Raw genomic sequence first — 19157 nt, 5'->3', positions numbered from 1 at the left:
CTGCAAAACATGCAGCGGCGGTTTTGCGTTTCGGGGAATGGGTTCTTTTTGATCGTGATATGACGCCCGGTTACGCTGCCGGCGGCTTGCCATCCGCTTGACCCTGCCCAATATCGGTCAAATTTCCGTCTAATCTACGGCGCAAAGGCTCAGTAACTCTTTGGCAACTGCGTAGAGAGACTGAAATGAGCAATTCACCGCAATCGAAAGCACCAGACTTGGATCCAGCGTCGCTGTCCGTGATCCGCAACCTCGTGGAGAGTGATGGAGCGGCTGATGTTGTTAGATCGTCCGGAGCCAGTGAAGTAGAACCTTCTGAGGCGTCGCAGAAATCTTCGATCAAAACGCGCTCCTTAGGGCGAGGGGCATTTCCTGACTTGTCAAAGCCAGAATCCGCCAAAGCAAAATCTCGTATGCGTTCCGTATTGAAACTTCCCAATTGGCGTCCATCGCCGGGGATGATCGCACTTGCTGTGCTTGCTTTGCTGGTCGTTCTCCGCCCTTTGCTGGTGCTCGGTCTTATCCTTCTTATGGTGTTCATCACGCTTGGGGTGTTCCTAGCGCTTGGTTATGACGGATTTTGGCAACGTGCGATGGCGCTTGGGCGCTGGTATGCCGGGCGCCGGCCGGAGCGGGCGGCGCGGATACACGCACGATTGGATGCATTTGCGATGAGGTGGGACGCCGTCCTTGACCGATTCCCAGAAGGTACGGTTGATGGGCTCTATCTGCCGGACTTTGGTGAGATGGCCGCGGCTGACGCGCGCCATGGTGAAGCCCTTGACCGCCGCTTTGATAATTTGCGGAACTCTGAAGTCTAGCCGCAGCGCGATGTAGTCTTGAAACTAGACGACGGACCCGTTACATCCGCCCAATCCGCTAATAGGGAAAATAGTCATGGCCACCACCAATCCACTTCAGTTCATCCAGCAGGTTCGCACCGAAGTTGCCAAGGTTGTTTGGCCGACCAAGCGCGAAGTGATGCTGACCACGGTAATGGTCTTTATCCTTGCCGCACTGACAGCTATTTTCTTTGCAATTGTCGACATTCTGATCCGCGGTGGTTTGCAGCAGATCCTTGGAATGTTCGGCTAAGCATCGCCCGCATGGGTGAATTTATGTTTACACCCTTGAAACCTGCGTCTGCGCGGGCTATTGCGCAGACCTGACCTGAAAAGGGGCGTGCGGCGATTCGAGTTGCGCGCCGATTTTTTGTTCAGATGTTGCGGGGCTGAGGCCCCGTGTGATTTACGAATTTACATGCCGGGGCAGCCCGCATGGCAAGACAGGGACCAGAGTTCAGATGGCAAAACGGTGGTATTCGGTCAGTGTCCTGTCGAACTTCGAAAAGAAGATCGCCGAGCAGATCCGCGCATCCGTGGCTGAGCAGGAACTTGAAGACCAGATTGACGAAGTGCTGGTGCCCACCGAAGAGGTGATTGAGGTCCGGCGCGGCAAGAAGGTGACAACCGAGCGTCGCTTCATGCCCGGCTACGTGCTGGTGCATATGGAAATGTCTGACGCGGGCTACCACCTGATCAACTCGATCAACCGCGTCACCGGTTTCTTGGGCCCGCAGGGCCGCCCGATGCCGATGCGCGATGCCGAAGTTCAGGCGATCTTGGGTCGTGTGCAGGAAGGCGAAGAAGCCCCACGCACGCTGATCCACTTTGAGATCGGCGAAAAGGTCAAGGTTGCCGACGGTCCGTTCGAGGACTTCGACGGTATGATCGAGGAAGTCGACGAAGACAACCAGCGCCTTAAGGTGTCGGTGTCGATCTTTGGCCGGGAAACCCCGGTCGAATTGGAATTCACGCAGGTCAATAAGCAGATCTGAGTGTGAGGCGGGGTTCGCCCCGTCATCCCGGCGCCTGAGGGTGTCGGTCACTGTGGGAGGCGAGGGCGCCGCGGCGTTCAAACCGGACCACGCAACGAAGAACCCGCGGGGCGCGCCCCAAGGGTGTTGAAAGGAGAATGGTCAGATGGCCAAGAAACTCGTCGGTACGATGAAGTTGCAAGTTAAAGCGGGTCAAGCAAACCCGTCCCCGCCCGTTGGTCCGGCTCTCGGTCAGCGCGGCATCAACATCATGGAATTCTGCAAGGCGTTCAACGCCAAGACCGCAGATCTGGAGCCGGGCGCCCCATGCCCGACCGTGATCAGCTACTATCAGGACAAGTCCTTCACGATGGACATCAAGACGCCCCCCGCGTCCTACTACCTGAAAAAAGCTGCCAAGGTGAACTCTGGCGCGAAAACGCCAAGCCGTGAAACCGTTGGCACCGTGACCACCAAGCAGCTGCGCGAAATCGCAGAAGCAAAAGCCGCCGACCTGTCCGCGAACGACGTGGAAGCGGCGATGAAAATCATCCTGGGCTCTGCCCGGTCCATGGGCATCGAGGTGAAGTAAGATGGCAAAACTTGGTAAACGCACCCGCGCCGCCCGTGAAGCCTTTGCTGGCAAAGAAGAGATCACCGTTGAAGAAGCGGTAAGCCTCATCAAAGCAAACGCCAACGCGAAGTTTGACGAAACCATCGAGATCGCGATGAACCTCGGTGTTGACCCACGCCACGCAGACCAAATGGTCCGCGGTGTTGTCGGCCTGCCCAACGGCACCGGCAAAACCATGCGCGTTGCTGTCTTCGCCCGTGGCGCGAAAGCTGAAGAAGCCGAAAAGGCTGGCGCAGATATCGTTGGCGCAGAAGACCTGATGGAATCCGTGCAGTCCGGCAAGATCGACTTTGATCGTTGCATCGCGACACCCGACATGATGCCGATCGTTGGCCGTCTGGGTAAAGTGCTTGGCCCCCGCAACCTGATGCCGAACCCCAAGGTTGGCACCGTGACCATGGACGTCGCCGACGCCGTGAAAGCGGCCAAGGGCGGTGAAGTTCAGTTCAAAGCCGAAAAGGGCGGTGTCGTCCACGCAGGCATTGGCAAACTGTCCTTCGACGAAGCCAAGCTGGTCGAAAACATCCGTGCCTTCGTTGGTGCTGTGTCCAAAGCGAAGCCTTCGGGCTCTAAGGGCACATACATGAAAAAGATCAACCTGAGCTCCACAATGGGCCCAGGCGTGTCGGTCGCTGTTGAGAACGCAACCGCCGAGTGATCCAGTGGGGTGGGGGCCAACATCCCACCTTACGACCCGAATTTGGCGGCTTCGGCCGCCAGATACGCAAGGGCCAGAAGATCGGTCCTCGCGTCTGTCCGAGACGGAGGGTTTGGGCGTCAGCCTGAATAATTCCTTCCTGAGATGGGAAACCGGAAAAATTCTGCCTTCGGGCGGTTTTGGCCGGGACCCTGACATTGGACCCGAATGGGATGCAAAAGATCGCATCCTGAACTGAGCCGGGGGGCAACCCCCAAATTTGGAGTGAAACTGTGGATAGAGCACAAAAAGAACAGCTGGTCGACGAACTCGGCCAGATCTTTGAAAGCTCTGGCGTCGTTGTGGTTAGCCACTACGTCGGTTTGACAGTTGCCGAAATGCAGGACCTTCGGGCGCGCGCACGCGCTGCCGGTGGGGCCGTGCGTGTTGCCAAAAACAGGCTCGCCAAGATCGCCCTTGAGGGCAAGCCATGCGAAAGCATCGCTGACCTTCTGACGGGTATGACCGTTCTGACCTATTCTGAGGATCCTGTGGCCGCGGCCAAGGTTGCTCAGGAATTCTCCAAGGAAAACCCAAAGCTGGTGATCCTCGGTGGTTCCATGGGTGAGAACGCGTTGGATGCCGCTGGTGTCGAAGCCGTGTCGAAAATGCCTTCGCGGGAGGAGCTTATCTCCACCATCGCGGGCATGCTCGGCGCACCTGCTTCGAACATCGCCGGGGCCATTGGCGCACCTGCAAGCAACATCGCATCCATCTTGTCCACGATCGAGGACAAGGCGGCTGCGTAAGGCATATCGTCAAGCCGGCGCTCGGGTTGAACACGCGCGTTGGAACACACATATCGTAACGGAAAGAGCTAAACATGGCTGATCTGAAAAAACTGGCAGAAGACATCGTTGGTCTGACTCTGCTTGAAGCACAAGAACTGAAAACCATCCTTAAAGACGAGTACGGCATCGAGCCCGCCGCTGGCGGCGCAGTGATGATGGCTGGTCCTGCTGATGGCGGCGCTGCCGAAGAAGAAAAGACCGAATTCGACGTCGTTCTGAAGAACGCCGGCGCATCCAAGATCAACGTGATCAAGGAAGTCCGCGGCATCACAGGTCTCGGCCTGAAAGAAGCCAAAGACCTGGTCGAAGCCGGTGGCAAAATCAAAGAAGGCGTCGACAAAGCCGAAGCCGAAGAAGTCAAAGCCAAGCTGGAAGCAGCTGGCGCCGAAGTCGAGCTGGCCTAAGCCAGAGGTGCGCGGCAACGTGCACCACGCATGAACAAGGGCTGGACGGGAGATTTCCTGTCCAGCCTGACCTGTTTTGACGAATGTTCCGCCCGGCGGAGTATTTCTCTGGAGAGGTCCATGGTCGGAAGGGATGCGGTGGGACGCATTCCAAGAATTGACCCGGATTTTCCGCTCTTATGGGCGCGCACCACGGCCCCGGTGGTTGATGCGCTCGGCAAGAGACACGAAAGGTGACACGACACATGGCACAATCCTTCCTTGGCCAGAAACGTCTGCGTAAATATTACGGCAAAATCCGCGAAGTGCTGGAGATGCCGAACCTCATTGAGGTTCAGAAATCCTCTTACGATCTGTTCTTGAATTCCGGCGACGCCGAGACCCCCACCGATGGTGAAGGTATCACAGGCGTTTTCCAGTCGGTTTTCCCGATCAAAGATTTTAATGAGACCTCCGTTCTTGAGTACGTCAAGTACGAGCTGGAAAAGCCGAAATACGATGTTGAGGAATGTCAGCAGCGCGACATGACCTACAGCGCACCCCTCAAGGTGACGTTGCGCCTCATCGTGTTTGATGTGGACGAAGACACCGGCGCGAAGTCGGTCAAAGACATCAAAGAGCAAGACGTGTTCATGGGCGACATGCCCTTGATGACGCCGAACGGCACCTTTGTCGTGAACGGCACCGAGCGTGTGATCGTATCCCAGATGCACCGCTCCCCGGGCGTGTTCTTTGACCACGACAAGGGCAAGACTCACTCCTCGGGCAAGCTCCTGTTCGCTTGCCGTATCATCCCATACCGCGGTTCCTGGTTGGACTTTGAGTTCGACGCTAAAGACAATGTCTATGCGCGCATCGACCGCCGCCGTAAGCTGCCTGTGACGACCTTGCTCTATGCCCTTGGCCTGGACCAAGAGGCGATCATGGATGCCTACTACAAAACCGTCACCTACAAGCTTGAGAAGAATAAGGGCTGGGTTGCACCCTTCTTCCCTGATCGTGTGCGCGGCACCCGTCCGACCTATGATCTGGTTGACGCGGACACCGGCGAAATCCTGTTCGAAGCGACCAAAAAGGTTACGCCTCGGGCCGTCAAAAAGCTGCTCGACGAAGGCAAAGTCAAAGACCTGCTGCTGCCCTTCGATCACATCGTTGGCAAATTTGTTGCGCTTGACATCATCAACGAAGAAACCGGTGCGATTTACGTCGAAGCCGGTGACGAGTTGACGCTGGAATACGACAAAGACGGCACGCTGATCGGCGGTACCGCGAAGGAGCTGATCGACGCGGGTATCACCGAGATCCCACTGTTGGACATCGATAACGTCAACGTCGGCCCCTACATGCGTAACACCATGGCGATGGACAAGAACATGAACCGCGACACCGCGCTCATGGACATCTACCGCGTCATGCGTCCGGGCGAGCCGCCCACCGTTGAGGCCGCCTCCGCTCTTTTCGACACTCTGTTCTTTGATAGCGAGCGCTACGACCTTTCGGCTGTTGGCCGCGTGAAGATGAACATGCGTCTGGCGCTCGAAAAGCCTGACACACAGCGCACGCTGGACCGTGACGACATCGTTGCATGTATCAAAGCGCTGGTTGACCTGCGCGATGGCCGTGGCGACATCGACGACATTGACCACCTCGGCAACCGTCGTGTGCGTTCGGTCGGCGAATTGATGGAAAACCAGTACCGCGTTGGCCTGCTGCGCATGGAGCGCGCGATCAAAGAGCGGATGTCTTCCGTCGAGATCGACACTGTGATGCCGCAAGACCTGATCAACGCCAAGCCGGCCGCGGCTGCGGTGCGTGAATTCTTCGGCTCTTCGCAGCTGTCGCAGTTCATGGACCAAACCAACCCGCTGTCCGAAGTGACGCACAAGCGTCGCCTCTCGGCGCTTGGACCTGGCGGTTTGACGCGTGAGCGTGCGGGCTTTGAAGTCCGCGACGTTCACCCGACCCACTATGGTCGGATGTGCCCGATTGAAACGCCGGAAGGTCCGAACATTGGTCTGATCAACTCGCTGGCCACTTTTGCCCGCGTGAACAAATACGGCTTCATCGAAACGCCTTACCGCGTCGTCAAAGACAGCATCGTCACCGACGAAGTGCACTACATGTCCGCGACCGAGGAGATGCGTCACACCGTGGCACAGGCGAACGCCAACCTCGACGAGAACATGAAGTTCGTGAACGAGATGGTTTCGACCCGTCAGTCCGGCGACTACACGCTGGCCCCGACGGAAAACGTTGACCTGATCGACGTTAGCCCCAAGCAGTTGGTCTCGGTCGCTGCATCGTTAATCCCCTTCTTGGAAAACGATGACGCCAACCGCGCTCTCATGGGCTCGAACATGCAACGTCAGGCCGTACCGCTTTTGCAAGCCGAGGCGCCGCTCGTCGGCACGGGTATCGAAGAAGTTGTAGCGCGCGATTCCGGGGCTGCCTATATGGCACGCCGCGCGGGTATCATCGACCAAGTCGATGCCAGCCGTATCGTGATCCGGGCAACCGAAGACCTTGAACTGGGCGACGCGGGTGTGGACATCTACCGCATGCGCAAATTCCAGCGCTCGAACCAGAACACCTGCATCAACCAGCGTCCGCTGGTGAAAGTGGGCGAGAAGGTCACCAAAGGTCAGGTCATCGCCGATGGTCCGTCGACCGACATGGGGGAACTGGCGCTCGGCAAGAACGTCGTCGTCGCCTTCATGCCGTGGAATGGCTACAACTACGAAGACTCCATCCTGATCTCTGAGCGGATTTCCCAGGACGACGTCTTCACCTCGATCCACATCGAGGAATTCGAAGTCGCCGCCCGTGACACGAAGCTTGGACCAGAAGAAATCACCCGCGACATTCCCAACGTCGGCGAGGAAGCTCTGCGCAACCTCGACGAAGCCGGTATCGTTTACATCGGTGCGGACGTTGAGCCGGGCGACATCCTTGTGGGTAAGATCACACCGAAGGGCGAAAGCCCGATGACGCCGGAAGAGAAGCTTCTGCGCGCCATCTTTGGTGAGAAAGCGTCTGACGTGCGCGACACCTCGTTGCGTGTGAAGCCCGGCGATTTCGGCACCGTTGTCGAAGTGCGGGTCTTCAACCGTCACGGCGTCGAGAAAGACGAGCGTGCGCTGCAGATCGAGCGTGAGGAAGTTGAACGTCTGGCCCGTGACCGGGACGATGAGCTGGCGATCCTCGACCGCAACATCTACGCGCGTCTCAAGGACATGATCCTTGGCAAAATCGCCGTCAAAGGCCCGAAAGGCGTGAAGGCGAACAGCCAGATCACCGAGGAACTGCTGGAAACCCTGACCCGTGGTCAGTGGTGGCAGCTGGCCCTTGAGGACGAGGATGACGCTAAGATCGTCGAAGCCCTGAACGAGCAGTATGAGATCCAGAAACGGACCTTGGATGCACGTTTCGAGGACAAGGTCGAAAAAGTACGTCGTGGTGACGATCTGCCCCCGGGTGTGATGAAGATGGTCAAAGTGTTCGTGGCGGTGAAGCGTAAGCTGCAGCCGGGCGACAAGATGGCCGGTCGTCACGGGAACAAGGGTGTGATCTCGAAAGTGGTGCCGATGGAGGACATGCCGTTCCTCGCCGATGGTACCCCGGTCGACTTCTGCCTTAACCCTCTGGGTGTTCCATCGCGGATGAACGTCGGTCAGATCCTTGAGACACACATGGGCTGGGCCGCACGCGGTCTGGGCATCAACATCGACGAGGCGCTGCAAGAGTATAAGCGCTCCGGCGATCTGACACCTGTGCGTGAAGCAATGCAGTTGGCTTACGGTGATGATGTCTACGAAGAGGGCATCACCGGCATGGACGAGGACACGCTTCTTGAAGTGGCCGACAACGTGCGCCGCGGCGTGCCAATCGCCACGCCGGTCTTTGACGGTGCCAAGGAAGCGGACGTGAACGACAGCCTCAAGCGGGCCGGGTTCGACACGTCTGGTCAGTCGGTGCTGTTCGATGGTCGTACAGGTGAGCAGTTTGCCCGCCCGGTGACCGTCGGCGTCAAGTACCTGCTCAAGCTGCACCACTTGGTGGACGACAAAATCCACGCACGTTCGACAGGGCCGTACTCTCTCGTCACACAGCAGCCGCTGGGTGGTAAGGCACAGTTCGGTGGCCAGCGCTTTGGTGAGATGGAAGTCTGGGCTCTCGAAGCTTACGGCGCCGCATACACATTGCAGGAAATGCTGACCGTCAAGTCGGACGACGTCGCGGGCCGGACCAAGGTCTATGAAAGCATCGTCAAGGGCGAGGATAACTTCGAAGCGGGCATTCCAGAGAGCTTTAACGTTCTCGTCAAGGAAGTGCGCGGCCTCGGCCTGAATATGGAACTCCTGGATGCGGAGGAGGATGAGTGACGCGGTAAACGGGATTTTTTAAAAATCCCGGCCCGTTTTCTTTAAAAGAAAACGGGTCCGGTCCCTCCCAACGCACCCCTTTCAAGGATCTGAAAATGAACCAGGAACTGACAAACAACCCGTTCAACCCGCTGACGCCGCAAAAGGCGTTTGACGAAATCAAGGTCTCTTTGGCCTCGCCAGAGCGGATCCTCAGCTGGTCCTTCGGCGAAATCAAAAAGCCGGAAACCATCAACTACCGGACGTTCAAGCCCGAGCGTGACGGCCTGTTCTGCGCACGTATCTTTGGCCCGATCAAAGACTACGAATGTCTCTGCGGCAAATATAAGCGGATGAAGTATCGCGGCGTTGTCTGCGAGAAATGTGGTGTCGAAGTGACGCTGCAAAAGGTCCGTCGTGAGCGCATGGGCCACATCGAGCTGGCCTCGCCAGTCGCGCACATCTGGTTCCTCAAGTCGCTGCCCTCGCGCATCGGCCTGATGCTGGACATGACCCTGCGTGATCTGGAACGTGTTCTCTACTTTGAGAACTACGTCGTGATAGAGCCGGGCCTGACAGACCTTCAATACGGTCAGATGATGACCGAAGAAGAGTACATGGACGCCCAAGACGCCTATGGCATGGACGCTTTCACCGCCAACATCGGTGCCGAAGCGATCCGCGAAATGCTGGCGGCGATTGATCTGGAATCCGAAGCTGAAACCCTGCGCGCCGACTTGAAAGAGGCGACAGGCGAGCTGAAGCCCAAGAAGATCATCAAGCGTTTGAAAGTAGTCGAGTCCTTCCTCGAGTCGGGCAACCGTCCTGAGTGGATGGTCATGACCGTGATCCCGGTTATCCCGCCAGAGCTGCGCCCGCTTGTGCCGCTGGATGGTGGCCGTTTTGCGACCTCCGACCTCAACGACCTGTACCGCCGCGTGATCAACCGGAACAACCGTCTGAAGCGTCTGATCGAACTGCGCGCGCCTGACATCATCGTCCGCAACGAAAAGCGGATGCTGCAGGAATCCGTCGATGCTCTGTTCGACAACGGCCGCCGTGGCCGCGTCATCACCGGTGCCAACAAGCGCCCGCTGAAGTCGCTGTCGGACATGCTGAAAGGCAAGCAGGGTCGCTTCCGTCAAAACCTTTTGGGTAAGCGCGTCGACTTCTCGGGTCGTTCGGTCATTGTGACCGGCCCGGAACTCAAGTTGCACCAATGTGGTCTGCCCAAGAAGATGGCGTTGGAGCTGTTCAAGCCGTTCATCTACTCGCGCCTGGAGGCCAAAGGTCTGTCCTCTACCGTGAAGCAGGCGAAAAAGCTGGTCGAAAAAGAGCGTCCCGAAGTTTGGGACATTCTGGATGAGGTGATCCGTGAGCACCCCGTCATGCTCAACCGCGCGCCGACGCTGCACCGTCTTGGCATTCAGGCGTTCGAGCCCGTGTTGATCGAAGGTAAAGCGATCCAGCTTCACCCGCTCGTCTGTTCGGCCTTTAACGCTGACTTTGACGGTGACCAGATGGCCGTTCACGTCCCGCTCTCGCTGGAAGCCCAGCTTGAAGCGCGTGTTCTGATGATGTCCACGAACAACGTTCTGTCGCCTGCAAACGGCGCACCGATCATCGTGCCATCGCAGGATATGATCTTGGGTCTCTACTACACGACCCTTGAGCGTAAAGGCATGGTTGGCGAAGGCATGGTCTTTGGTTCGGTTGATGAGGTGCAGCACGCCCTCGACGCCGGTGCAGTTCACCTGCACACCAAGATCAAAGCCCGGATCAAGCAGATCGACGCCGAAGGCAACGAAGTGATGATGCGCTTTGACACGACCCCCGGTCGTGTACGCCTTGGCGCCTTGCTGCCGCTGAACGCCAAAGCACCGTTTGACTTGGTCAACCGTCTGCTGCGGAAGAAAGAAGTGCAGCAGGTCATCGACACCGTCTACCGTTATTGCGGTCAGAAAGAGTCGGTTATCTTCTGTGACCAGATCATGACGATGGGTTTCCGCGAAGCTTTCAAAGCGGGCATCTCCTTCGGCAAAGACGACATGCTGATCCCAGACTCCAAATGGCCGCTGGTTGAAGAGACCCGCGAGCAGGTGAAGGACTTTGAACAGCAGTACATGGACGGTCTGATCACTCAGGGCGAAAAGTACAACAAAGTCGTCGATGCATGGTCGAAGTGTAACGACAAGGTCACCGACGCGATGATGGGCTCCATCTCGGCCATCACCTACCACGAGGATGGCTCCGAGAAAGAGCCGAACTCGGTCTACATGATGGCCCACTCCGGTGCGCGTGGCTCGGTTACACAGATGAAACAGCTGGGCGGGATGCGCGGTCTGATGGCGAAGCCGAATGGCGACATCATCGAGACGCCGATCATCTCGAACTTTAAAGAAGGTCTGACCGTTCTCGAATACTTCAACTCGACGCACGGTGCGCGGAAAGGTCTTTCGGATACCGCTCTGAAAACAGCGAATTCCGGTTACCTGACGCGTCGTCTGGTGGACGTGGCGCAAGACTGCATCGTGCGTCAGCATGACTGTGGTACTGAGACTGCGATCACCGCCGAAGCGGCGGTTAACGACGGCGAAGTCGTCTCCTCGCTGGCCGAGCGTCTGCTGGGCCGTGTTGCGGCGGATGACATTCTGGCGCCGGGCACCGAAGAAGTGATCGTGCCTGCCGGTGGTTTGATCGACGAACGCATGGCAGATGCGATTGATGTGGCAGCTGTTCAGGTTGCACGCATCCGTAGCCCGCTGACATGTGAAGCCGAAGAAGGCGTCTGCGCCATGTGCTATGGTCGTGACCTTGCACGCGGTACGCTGGTCAACCAAGGTGAGGCCGTCGGCATCATCGCGGCCCAGTCTATCGGTGAGCCGGGTACACAGCTGACGATGCGGACGTTCCACATCGGCGGCGTTGCTCAGGGTGGCCAGCAGTCCTTCCTTGAGGCCAGCCAGTCCGGCAAAATCGTGTTCGAAAACGCTATGACGTTGGAAAACAGCTCGGGCGAGATCCTCGTCATGGGCCGGAACATGAAGCTGTCGATCGTTGACGAAAGCGGCGATGAACGGTCCAGCCACAAGGTCGGTTACGGCACCAAGCTGTTCGTGAAGGATGGCGATACCATTGCACGCGGCGACAAGCTGTTCGAATGGGATCCCTACACCCTGCCGATCATCGCTGAAAAAGCGGGTATGACGAAGTACGTCGACCTCGTGTCGGGCATCGCTGTCAAAGACGACACCGATGATGCGACAGGCATGACCCAGAAGATCGTGATCGACTGGCGCGCGGCCCCCAAGGGCAACGAGCTTAAGCCTGAGATCATTCTGGTTGGTGACGATGGTGAGCCGGTCCGCAACGATGCGGGTAACCCGGTGACCTATCCGATGTCTGTGGATGCCGTTCTGTCCGTCGAGGATCAGACCGAAATCCAAGCGGGTGACATCATCGCGCGTATCCCGCGTGAAGGTGCCAAAACCAAGGACATTACCGGTGGTCTGCCCCGTGTGGCCGAACTCTTTGAGGCACGTCGCCCCAAAGACCACGCCATCATCGCGGAAATCGACGGCTATGTGCGCTTCGGCAAAGACTATAAGAACAAGCGCCGCATCGCGATCGAAAGCTCGGATGATCCGGACGTGAAGGTTGAATACATGGTGCCCAAGGGGAAACACATCCCCGTTGCCGAAGGCGACTTCGTGCAGAAGGGCGACTACATCATGGACGGCAACCCCGCGCCACACGACATTCTGGCGATCATGGGCGTCGAAGCCTTGGCCGAATACATGATTGACGAAGTGCAGGACGTTTACCGCCTGCAGGGTGTGAAGATTAACGATAAACACATCGAAGTCATCGTGCGTCAGATGCTGCAGAAGTGGGAAATCCAAGAAAGCGGCGACACCACGCTGCTTAAGGGCGAACACGTCGACAAGCAGGAGTTTGATCAGGCCAACGAAAAGGCGATCTCCAAGGGTGGCCGTCCTGCCAAGGGCGAACCGATCCTTCTGGGCATCACCAAGGCGTCGCTGCAAACCCGCAGCTTCATCTCTGCCGCGTCCTTCCAGGAAACAACGCGCGTGCTGACCGAAGCTTCGGTTCAGGGCAAGCGGGACAAACTGGTCGGTCTGAAAGAGAACGTCATCGTCGGCCGTCTGATCCCAGCGGGCACTGGTGGGGCGACCCAGCAGATGCGCAAGGTCGCGACAGACCGCGACAACGTCGTGATCGAAGCGCGCCGCGAAGAAGCCGAAGCCGCTGCCGCATTGGCTGCGCCGACGCCTTCTGCCGAGGACGACATCGTCGGTGGCGATGTGTTCAACACGCCGGTCGGTGACGACGAGAGCCGCGATTGATCGCAGGTTTGATCTGAAAATCAAAAGCCCCCGCAGTGAAAACTGCGGGGGCTTTTTTGTGCCGCGCTACAATATCGAAAGCACAATGCCGGCAAGTTGGCCCGGATAATGCCGCCGTAGCCTTACATCCGCCACATAGTCACAATAAGTTTGCAAAAGCTTAACCGTCGTAAGGTTCATTCAAATGACGTCCCGCATTCTACATATCGACGATGATCCGATCATTCTGGAATTGGTAAAGATGATCTTTTCCGACGACAGATCGCTGACCTTCGTCTCTTGCCTGAACGCCCGCGACGCGCTGGCTGTGGTGAATGACCTGAAGCCCGATTTGATCATCAGTGATATCTCTATGCCCGATATGGGTGGTTTGGAATTGGCACATCGCTTTGGCGAGAACCCAGCGATTGCCGGAACGCCAATCATCTTTCTTAGCGGTCGTACCCGCGATCTTGAGGTTTATGGCGCTTTCCGCGATCTGGCCGCTACGGTGATGCAAAAGCCCGTCGAGCCGGGGTTGCTGCGCAGCACGGTCCGGAACCTGCTGGCCAGTCAGCAACAGCCCGTGGCGCAGGCCTCTAACCAGTAGAGCCGCGCAACCGCTGCGCCGTCTGTCGCCCTGCGCACCTGTCTAATCGCAGAGGGCGGGACAAGCCGCCGTTCTTGACAGCTCCCGTGCCCGCTGCCAGTCATTCCGGAGCGGCACCAGTATAAGCCGCGCCATTTTTCCCGGAGCGCCTTCATGTCCCCCAATACCATCGGCGCATTGCTGATGATCGCCTCGATGGCTTGTTTCACGTTTAACGACACGCTGCTCAAGATGACGGACGGGGCGCTGCCGCTGTTTCAGCTGCTGTTTCTGCGGGGGGCAACGACGACGGTGTTGATCCTTGCCCTCAGCCGTCAGTTGGGGCGCATCGATTTCCGGCTTGAGGCGCGGGACTGGCGGGTGATCGGCCTGCGCTCCGTGGCTGAGATTGCCGCGGCGTATTTTTTCCTCACGGCGCTGTTCAACATGCCTTTGGCTAACGTAACCGCGATCCTTCAAGTCGTGCCGCTTTCAGTCACGTTGGCCGCGGCACTGGTGTTGCGGCAGGCGGTGGGCTGGCGGCGGCTGGTGGCGATTGGGATCGGTTTCTGCGGTGTCTTGCTGATCGTGAAGCCGGGGGCCGAAGGGTTTAACATCTGGTCGATATACGTGCTGATCGCGGTGCTCTGCGTGACGGTCCGTGATCTTTCAACCCGCGCCCTGTCACCTGCGGTGCCCTCGATGACGGTCACATTAATCACCGCGCTGTCGGTGATGACGGCGGCGGGGCTCGCGTCGCTCAGCGCGCCATGGGCGCCGGTGACCCCTTCGCTGGCGGTGCTGATTGGCGGTTCAGGGGTTTTCGTGCTTGGTGGGTATTTCTTTTCGATCCAGGTCATGCGTGTGGGCGACGTCGCCTTTGTCGCGCCGTTTCGCTACACGGGCCTGCTTTGGGCGCTGCTGCTGGGCTGGTTCATTTTTGGCGATTGGCCGGGCACCCTGACCATGATCGGCGCGGGCATCGTTGTGGCCACGGGGGTCTTTACCCTCTACCGCGAACGCGCCCTGAAAATTCAGGCTGAGAAGGTCCGGCGCACCTGATCTGCGTCGATGGCAAAGCGCGCGCGAAACAGCGCTTCGCCTTCGGCATCAAGCGGGGCGACCTCAACATGCCGCGCAAGCCCTTGGCGCGAATCGTTTGAACCGTTGTGACTGCGCACGAACATCGCCGCGTCGGGAAGGCTTACACAGGGCATGAAACGCGGCAGTTTCTCATGGGCGAAGTTCATGATCGTGACCGGGCTGCTGCCCTTCACATACATCGCCAGTGCAGCCACATTCAGGGGCCGAAACACTTCTGCCGCGCGGATGCCGTTTGCGCCAAACTCCGCGATATACCCCTTGGGCCAGTCGAACGCGACAGAGCGCTGATCTTTCAAAAGACCCACGCTGTCCTCAACCGTGCGGCGCAGGCGCGCGATGAAATCGACCGAGACCGCGTCGTCATCGTCATAGCGAAATTGCAGGCAGGCCTCCTTGGGATTGATCCTTGCCGCGTTCAGCACTTCTTTCATCACCTCGCGGTGCTGGCGCGGCGGCTCGCGGTGGATCACCGCCTGAGGCAGGTCCGACAAAAGCGATTCGAGCCGTTTGGCATGTTGTGCGGGAAACTGGTCTCCGATCAAAAAGACCATGGAGAAATCCGGATCGGTCTGCGCTTTGAGGCAGGGCAGGGCGACCGTCTCAAGCAGGCGGAAGCGTTCTTCGAGCCGGGCCTCGTCATAGAGATAAGCGATGCGTTCCTCGGTGGTGTCGTGACCCACTTGAAATCCACCGAGGGCGGGGTAAGAAAAACGGCACAGGCCGATGGCTTGCATGGTATTGCCCCCAAAAGGAAAACGTCGACGAATATGGCGACAGGGGGCAGCCGCTGGCAAGGGGGCTCTGCGAGGGCAGGGGCCACATGGCGCATCTACAGCACGCGATCCTCTGCTCTGGACGTCGCCGGGCCGGGCCCTGCTGTTGACAGCCCCCGCGCAACGTCCTATACGCCCGCTATCTCGGAGGTGGAGGCCGCTCTGCCAATCCGAACTCATAACTCAAGTGGTCACGATCCGGCCTACTACTGGCCCGATCCTCTGTTAACCCACCGCGTCGTTTTCCTCGGTACGGGAACGTTGCGGTCAATTTGCTTTGTGGACGCACGAAGTAACCGAATTTAGCCGCATGGGGGATCCCCCGTGTACAAAATCTGAGCGATACGGGGATATATCCGGAATGCCAACGATCCAACAGCTGATCCGCAAGCCGCGGCAGCCGAAAGTCAAACGTTCGAAATCCATGCACCTGCAGGAGTGCCCGCAAAAGCGCGGCGTCTGCACACGGGTTTACACAACAACACCCAAGAAGCCGAACTCGGCCATGCGTAAGGTTGCCAAAGTGCGCCTGACCAATGGTTTCGAAGTCATCTCCTACATCCCGGGTGAGAGCCACAACCTTCAGGAACACTCCGTGGTTCTGATCCGCGGCGGTCGTGTAAAAGACCTTCCCGGTGTGCGCTACCACATCCTGCGCGGTGTTCTCGATACCCAAGGTGTCAAGGACCGGAAGCAGCGCCGCTCCAAGTACGGCGCGAAGCGTCCGAAGTAATCTCGCAGTGGTGGGGCATGCCCCCACCTATCCATTCGATGTTGGGTGGGGCTTGGCCCCACCACCCGCCAAGAGGAAGACACTGACATGTCACGCCGCCACGCCGCTGAAAAACGCGAAGTCCTGCCAGACGCCAAATACGGCGATCTGGTTCTCACCAAATTCATGAACAACCTGATGATCGACGGCAAGAAATCTGTCGCCGAGCGCATCGTCTACAACGCGATGACCCGCGTCGAAGACAAGATCAAACGCGCCCCGATCGAAGTGTTCCACGAAGCGCTTGAAAACATCCAGCCGTCCGTCGAAGTTCGTTCGCGTCGCGTTGGTGGTGCCACCTATCAGGTGCCGGTCGAAGTGCGCCCCGAGCGTCGTCAGGCGCTGGCGATCCGCTGGTTGATCAAAGCTGCCCGTGCGCGCAACGAAAACACCATGGAAGAGCGCCTCGCAGGCGAGCTGATGGACGCCGTCCAATCCCGTGGTACTGCCGTTAAGAAGCGCGAAGACACGCACAAGATGGCCGACGCCAACAAAGCGTTCAGCCACTACCGCTGGTAATTTCAACGTCGCGCCCGGTTTCGGGCGCGATCTGTTCGTACTGACATTTTCGAGGAAGCAGCCCCATGGCACGCGACTATCCGCTCCAACGCTACCGCAACTTCGGCATCATGGCCCACATCGATGCCGGCAAAACCACCTGTTCCGAACGTATTCTGTTCTACACCGGCAAATCCCACAACATCGGTGAGGTGCATGATGGCGCCGCGACGATGGACTGGATGGAGCAGGAACAGGAACGCGGGATCACCATTACATCCGCCGCGACCACCACGTTCTGGCAGCGCCAGGAAGAGCCTACAGCCGATGCGACATCCGACACCAAGTACCGGATGAACATCATCGACACCCCCGGCCACGTTGACTTCACCATTGAAGTTGAGCGTTCGCTGGCGGTTCTCGATGGCGCGGTTGCCGTGCTTGACGCCAACGCTGGTGTTGAGCCGCAGACCGAAACCGTGTGGCGTCAGGCTGACCGCTACAAGGTTCCGCGTATTGTTTTTGTCAACAAGATGGACAAAATCGGCGCTGACTTCTTCAACTGCGTGAAGATGATCAAAGACCGTACAGGTGCCACACCCGCTCCGATCCAGATCCCAATTGGCGCCGAGACCGAGCTCGAAGGTCTCGTTGACCTCGTCACCATGAAAGAATGGGTGTGGTCCGGTGAAGATCTGGGTGCCGGCTGGGAACAGCGCGAAATCCGTGACAGCCTGAAGGACACTGCCGTCGAATGGCGTGCCAAGCTCATCGAGACTGCGGTCGAGATGGACGATGAGGCGATGGAAAACTACCTGATGGACGGCGCCGAGCCTGACGTCGACACCCTGCGCGCGCTGATCCGTAAGGGCACGCTGGCGATCAAATTCATCCCCGTTCTTTGTGGCTCTGCCTTCAAGAACAAAGGTGTTCAGCCGCTGCTTAACGCCGTAATCGACTATCTGCCCAGCCCGCTGGACGTTGTCGACTACATGGGCTTCAAGCCGGGCGATGAGACAGAAACACGCAACATCCCACGTCGTGCGGATGATGACATGGCGTTCTCTGGCCTTGCGTTCAAAATCATGAACGACCCGTTTGTTGGCTCGCTGACATTCACCCGCGTTTACTCGGGCGTGCTCAAGAAGGGCGATACCCTTCTGAACTCGACCAAAGGTAAGAAAGAGCGCGTCGGTCGTATGATGATGATGCACTCGATCAACCGTGAAGAGATCGAAGAAGCCTTCGCGGGCGACATCATCGCGCTTGCCGGTCTGAAAGACACCACCACAGGTGACACGCTTTGTGCCGCCAACGATCCGGTGGTTCTGGAAACCATGACCTTCCCCGATCCGGTTATCGAGATCGCGGTTGAGCCGAAGACCAAGGCCGACCAGGAAAAGATGTCTGCAGGTCTGGCCCGTTTGGCCGCCGAAGACCCCTCTTTCCGCGTCGAAACCGATCTGGAATCCGGTCAGACCATCATGAAGGGCATGGGCGAACTTCACCTCGACATCTTGGTTGATCGCCTCAAGCGTGAATTCAAGGTCGAAGCGAACATCGGTGCGCCACAGGTTGCTTATCGTGAGACGATCAGCCGTGAAGCCGAAATCACCTACACCCACAAGAAGCAGTCGGGTGGTTCGGGTCAGTTCGGTGAAGTTAAGATGATCCTGATGCCGACCGAGCCGGGCGAAGGTTACTCCTTCGAGAGCCGTATCGTTGGTGGTGCCATTCCCAAGGAATACATCCCGGGCGTGGAAAAGGGTATCAAGTCGGTTCTGGACTCCGGTCCGCTGGCGGGCTTCCCGGTCATCGACTTTAAAGTCGCCCTGATCGACGGTAAGTTCCACGACGTTGACTCCAGCGTTCTGGCCTTTGAAATCGCTGCCCGTATGGGTATGCGCGAAGGCATGAAGAAAGCTGGCGCGAAACTGCTGGAACCGATCATGAAGGTCGAAGTTGTGACTCCGGAAGAGTACACCGGTGGCATCATTGGTGACCTGACATCGCGTCGCGGTCAGGTGCAGGGTCAAGACACGCGCGGCAATGCCATCGCGATCGACGCCTTCGTGCCGCTGGCGAACATGTTCGGCTACATCAACACGCTGCGTTCGATGTCTTCCGGTCGTGCGAACTTCACCATGCAGTTCGACCACTACGAGCCTGTGCCGCAGAACATCTCTGACGAGATTCAGGCCAAATTTGCATAACCGGGATGGCGGGGTGAACCCCGCCCTACCCAATCTGTAGGGTGGGTTTTTAAGCCCACCACCCAACACTTAAAGGAGCCAACACCATGGCAAAGGCAAAGTTTGAACGTAACAAGCCACACGTCAACATCGGCACAATCGGCCACGTTGACCACGGTA

15 protein-coding genes are annotated in these 19157 nt (G+C 58.1%); 14 read left to right on the top strand and 1 reads right to left on the bottom strand.

The features are described from left to right. Nucleotides 1-185: 185 nt before the first annotated feature. The 11 genes from WNY61_RS19980 (at nucleotide 186) to WNY61_RS19930 (ending at nucleotide 14700) form a co-directional block, all read left to right on the top strand. Nucleotides 186-821 carry a hypothetical protein gene (locus tag WNY61_RS19980; RefSeq protein WP_342853194.1) on the top strand — a complete coding sequence of 212 codons (636 nt, stop codon included), beginning with the start codon at nucleotides 186-188 and terminating at the stop codon, nucleotides 819-821. A gap of 76 nt (nucleotides 822-897) precedes the next feature. After that, nucleotides 898-1095 (top strand): preprotein translocase subunit SecE, encoded by a 198-nt coding sequence (gene secE, locus WNY61_RS19975; protein WP_342853193.1) that lies wholly within the window; start codon nucleotides 898-900, stop codon nucleotides 1093-1095. 208 nt (nucleotides 1096-1303) lie between these two features. Next, nucleotides 1304-1837: a transcription termination/antitermination protein NusG gene (gene nusG, locus WNY61_RS19970; RefSeq protein ID WP_007118816.1), complete on the top strand. Its 534-nt coding sequence runs from the start codon at nucleotides 1304-1306 to the stop codon at nucleotides 1835-1837. Nucleotides 1838-1982: 145 nt separating this feature from the next. Beyond that, the gene (rplK, locus tag WNY61_RS19965) at nucleotides 1983-2408 is read left to right on the top strand and encodes a 50S ribosomal protein L11 (RefSeq protein WP_007118817.1); all 426 of its coding nucleotides are present in this window, start codon (nucleotides 1983-1985) and stop codon (nucleotides 2406-2408) included. A 1-nt stretch (nucleotide 2409) separates the two neighbouring features. Beyond that, nucleotides 2410-3108, top strand: coding sequence for a 50S ribosomal protein L1 (gene rplA, locus WNY61_RS19960; RefSeq protein WP_342853192.1), 699 nt, complete (start codon nucleotides 2410-2412; stop codon nucleotides 3106-3108). A 272-nt stretch (nucleotides 3109-3380) separates the two neighbouring features. Next, complete coding sequence (gene rplJ / locus WNY61_RS19955) at nucleotides 3381-3896, top strand: 50S ribosomal protein L10 (protein ID WP_007118819.1); 516 nt, start codon at nucleotides 3381-3383, stop codon at nucleotides 3894-3896. Nucleotides 3897-3970: 74 nt separating this feature from the next. Then, nucleotides 3971-4342: a 50S ribosomal protein L7/L12 gene (gene rplL, locus WNY61_RS19950; protein WP_342853191.1), complete on the top strand. Its 372-nt coding sequence runs from the start codon at nucleotides 3971-3973 to the stop codon at nucleotides 4340-4342. 245 nt (nucleotides 4343-4587) lie between these two features. Then, complete coding sequence (gene rpoB, locus WNY61_RS19945; protein ID WP_342853189.1) at nucleotides 4588-8724, top strand: DNA-directed RNA polymerase subunit beta; 4137 nt, start codon at nucleotides 4588-4590, stop codon at nucleotides 8722-8724. A gap of 95 nt (nucleotides 8725-8819) precedes the next feature. Next, nucleotides 8820-13070, top strand: coding sequence for a DNA-directed RNA polymerase subunit beta' (gene rpoC / locus WNY61_RS19940; RefSeq protein WP_342853188.1), 4251 nt, complete (start codon nucleotides 8820-8822; stop codon nucleotides 13068-13070). A gap of 184 nt (nucleotides 13071-13254) precedes the next feature. Continuing rightward, nucleotides 13255-13659, top strand: coding sequence for a response regulator (locus WNY61_RS19935; RefSeq protein ID WP_342853186.1), 405 nt, complete (start codon nucleotides 13255-13257; stop codon nucleotides 13657-13659). A 153-nt stretch (nucleotides 13660-13812) separates the two neighbouring features. Next, the gene (locus WNY61_RS19930) at nucleotides 13813-14700 is read left to right on the top strand and encodes a DMT family transporter (protein WP_342853185.1); all 888 of its coding nucleotides are present in this window, start codon (nucleotides 13813-13815) and stop codon (nucleotides 14698-14700) included. On the opposite strand, the gene WNY61_RS19925 is transcribed toward WNY61_RS19930, so the two are convergent. Further along, nucleotides 14673-15476, bottom strand: a complete 804-nt coding sequence (locus WNY61_RS19925) for a putative rhamnosyl transferase (RefSeq protein ID WP_342853184.1) — start codon at nucleotides 15474-15476, stop codon at nucleotides 14673-14675. The genes WNY61_RS19930 and WNY61_RS19925 overlap by 28 nt on opposite strands. 400 nt (nucleotides 15477-15876) lie before the next feature. Between WNY61_RS19925 and rpsL the strand changes: the two genes are divergently transcribed. The 3 genes from rpsL (at nucleotide 15877) to fusA (ending at nucleotide 18998) form a co-directional block, all read left to right on the top strand. Continuing rightward, entirely contained in the window at nucleotides 15877-16248 is a 372-nt protein-coding gene (rpsL, locus tag WNY61_RS19920) for a 30S ribosomal protein S12 (protein ID WP_007118826.1), read from the top strand. A gap of 87 nt (nucleotides 16249-16335) precedes the next feature. After that, a complete protein-coding gene (rpsG, locus tag WNY61_RS19915) occupies nucleotides 16336-16806 on the top strand; it encodes a 30S ribosomal protein S7 (RefSeq protein ID WP_007118827.1) in 471 nt (156 codons plus the stop codon). Between the two features lie 65 nt (nucleotides 16807-16871). Continuing rightward, nucleotides 16872-18998 carry an elongation factor G gene (gene fusA, locus WNY61_RS19910; protein ID WP_342853182.1) on the top strand — a complete coding sequence of 709 codons (2127 nt, stop codon included), beginning with the start codon at nucleotides 16872-16874 and terminating at the stop codon, nucleotides 18996-18998. Nucleotides 18999-19157 lie beyond the last annotated feature (159 nt).

It is taken from the genome of Sulfitobacter sp. AS92 (genome assembly GCF_038900015.1).
Lineage (GTDB): Bacteria > Pseudomonadota > Alphaproteobacteria > Rhodobacterales > Rhodobacteraceae > Sulfitobacter.
This window is presented reverse-complemented; position numbering and strand designations above follow the sequence as displayed.

Excerpts from the sequence above, each read along its gene's own strand:
- WNY61_RS19935 (WP_342853186.1), top strand. The coding sequence starts at position 13,255 with ATGACGTCCCGCATTCTACATATCGACGATGATCCGATCATTCTGGAA.
- secE (WP_342853193.1), top strand. The coding sequence starts at position 898 with ATGGCCACCACCAATCCACTTCAGTTCATCCAGCAGGTTCGCACCGAA.
- rplK (WP_007118817.1), top strand. The coding sequence starts at position 1,983 with ATGGCCAAGAAACTCGTCGGTACGATGAAGTTGCAAGTTAAAGCGGGT.
- fusA (WP_342853182.1), top strand. The coding sequence starts at position 16,872 with ATGGCACGCGACTATCCGCTCCAACGCTACCGCAACTTCGGCATCATG.
- rpoC (WP_342853188.1), top strand. The coding sequence starts at position 8,820 with ATGAACCAGGAACTGACAAACAACCCGTTCAACCCGCTGACGCCGCAA.
- rpsG (WP_007118827.1), top strand. The coding sequence starts at position 16,336 with ATGTCACGCCGCCACGCCGCTGAAAAACGCGAAGTCCTGCCAGACGCC.
- WNY61_RS19980 (WP_342853194.1), top strand. The coding sequence starts at position 186 with ATGAGCAATTCACCGCAATCGAAAGCACCAGACTTGGATCCAGCGTCG.
- nusG (WP_007118816.1), top strand. The coding sequence starts at position 1,304 with ATGGCAAAACGGTGGTATTCGGTCAGTGTCCTGTCGAACTTCGAAAAG.
- rplA (WP_342853192.1), top strand. The coding sequence starts at position 2,410 with ATGGCAAAACTTGGTAAACGCACCCGCGCCGCCCGTGAAGCCTTTGCT.
- rpsL (WP_007118826.1), top strand. The coding sequence starts at position 15,877 with ATGCCAACGATCCAACAGCTGATCCGCAAGCCGCGGCAGCCGAAAGTC.
- WNY61_RS19930 (WP_342853185.1), top strand. The coding sequence starts at position 13,813 with ATGTCCCCCAATACCATCGGCGCATTGCTGATGATCGCCTCGATGGCT.
- rpoB (WP_342853189.1), top strand. The coding sequence starts at position 4,588 with ATGGCACAATCCTTCCTTGGCCAGAAACGTCTGCGTAAATATTACGGC.
- rplL (WP_342853191.1), top strand. The coding sequence starts at position 3,971 with ATGGCTGATCTGAAAAAACTGGCAGAAGACATCGTTGGTCTGACTCTG.
- WNY61_RS19925 (WP_342853184.1), bottom strand. The coding sequence starts at position 15,476 with ATGCAAGCCATCGGCCTGTGCCGTTTTTCTTACCCCGCCCTCGGTGGA.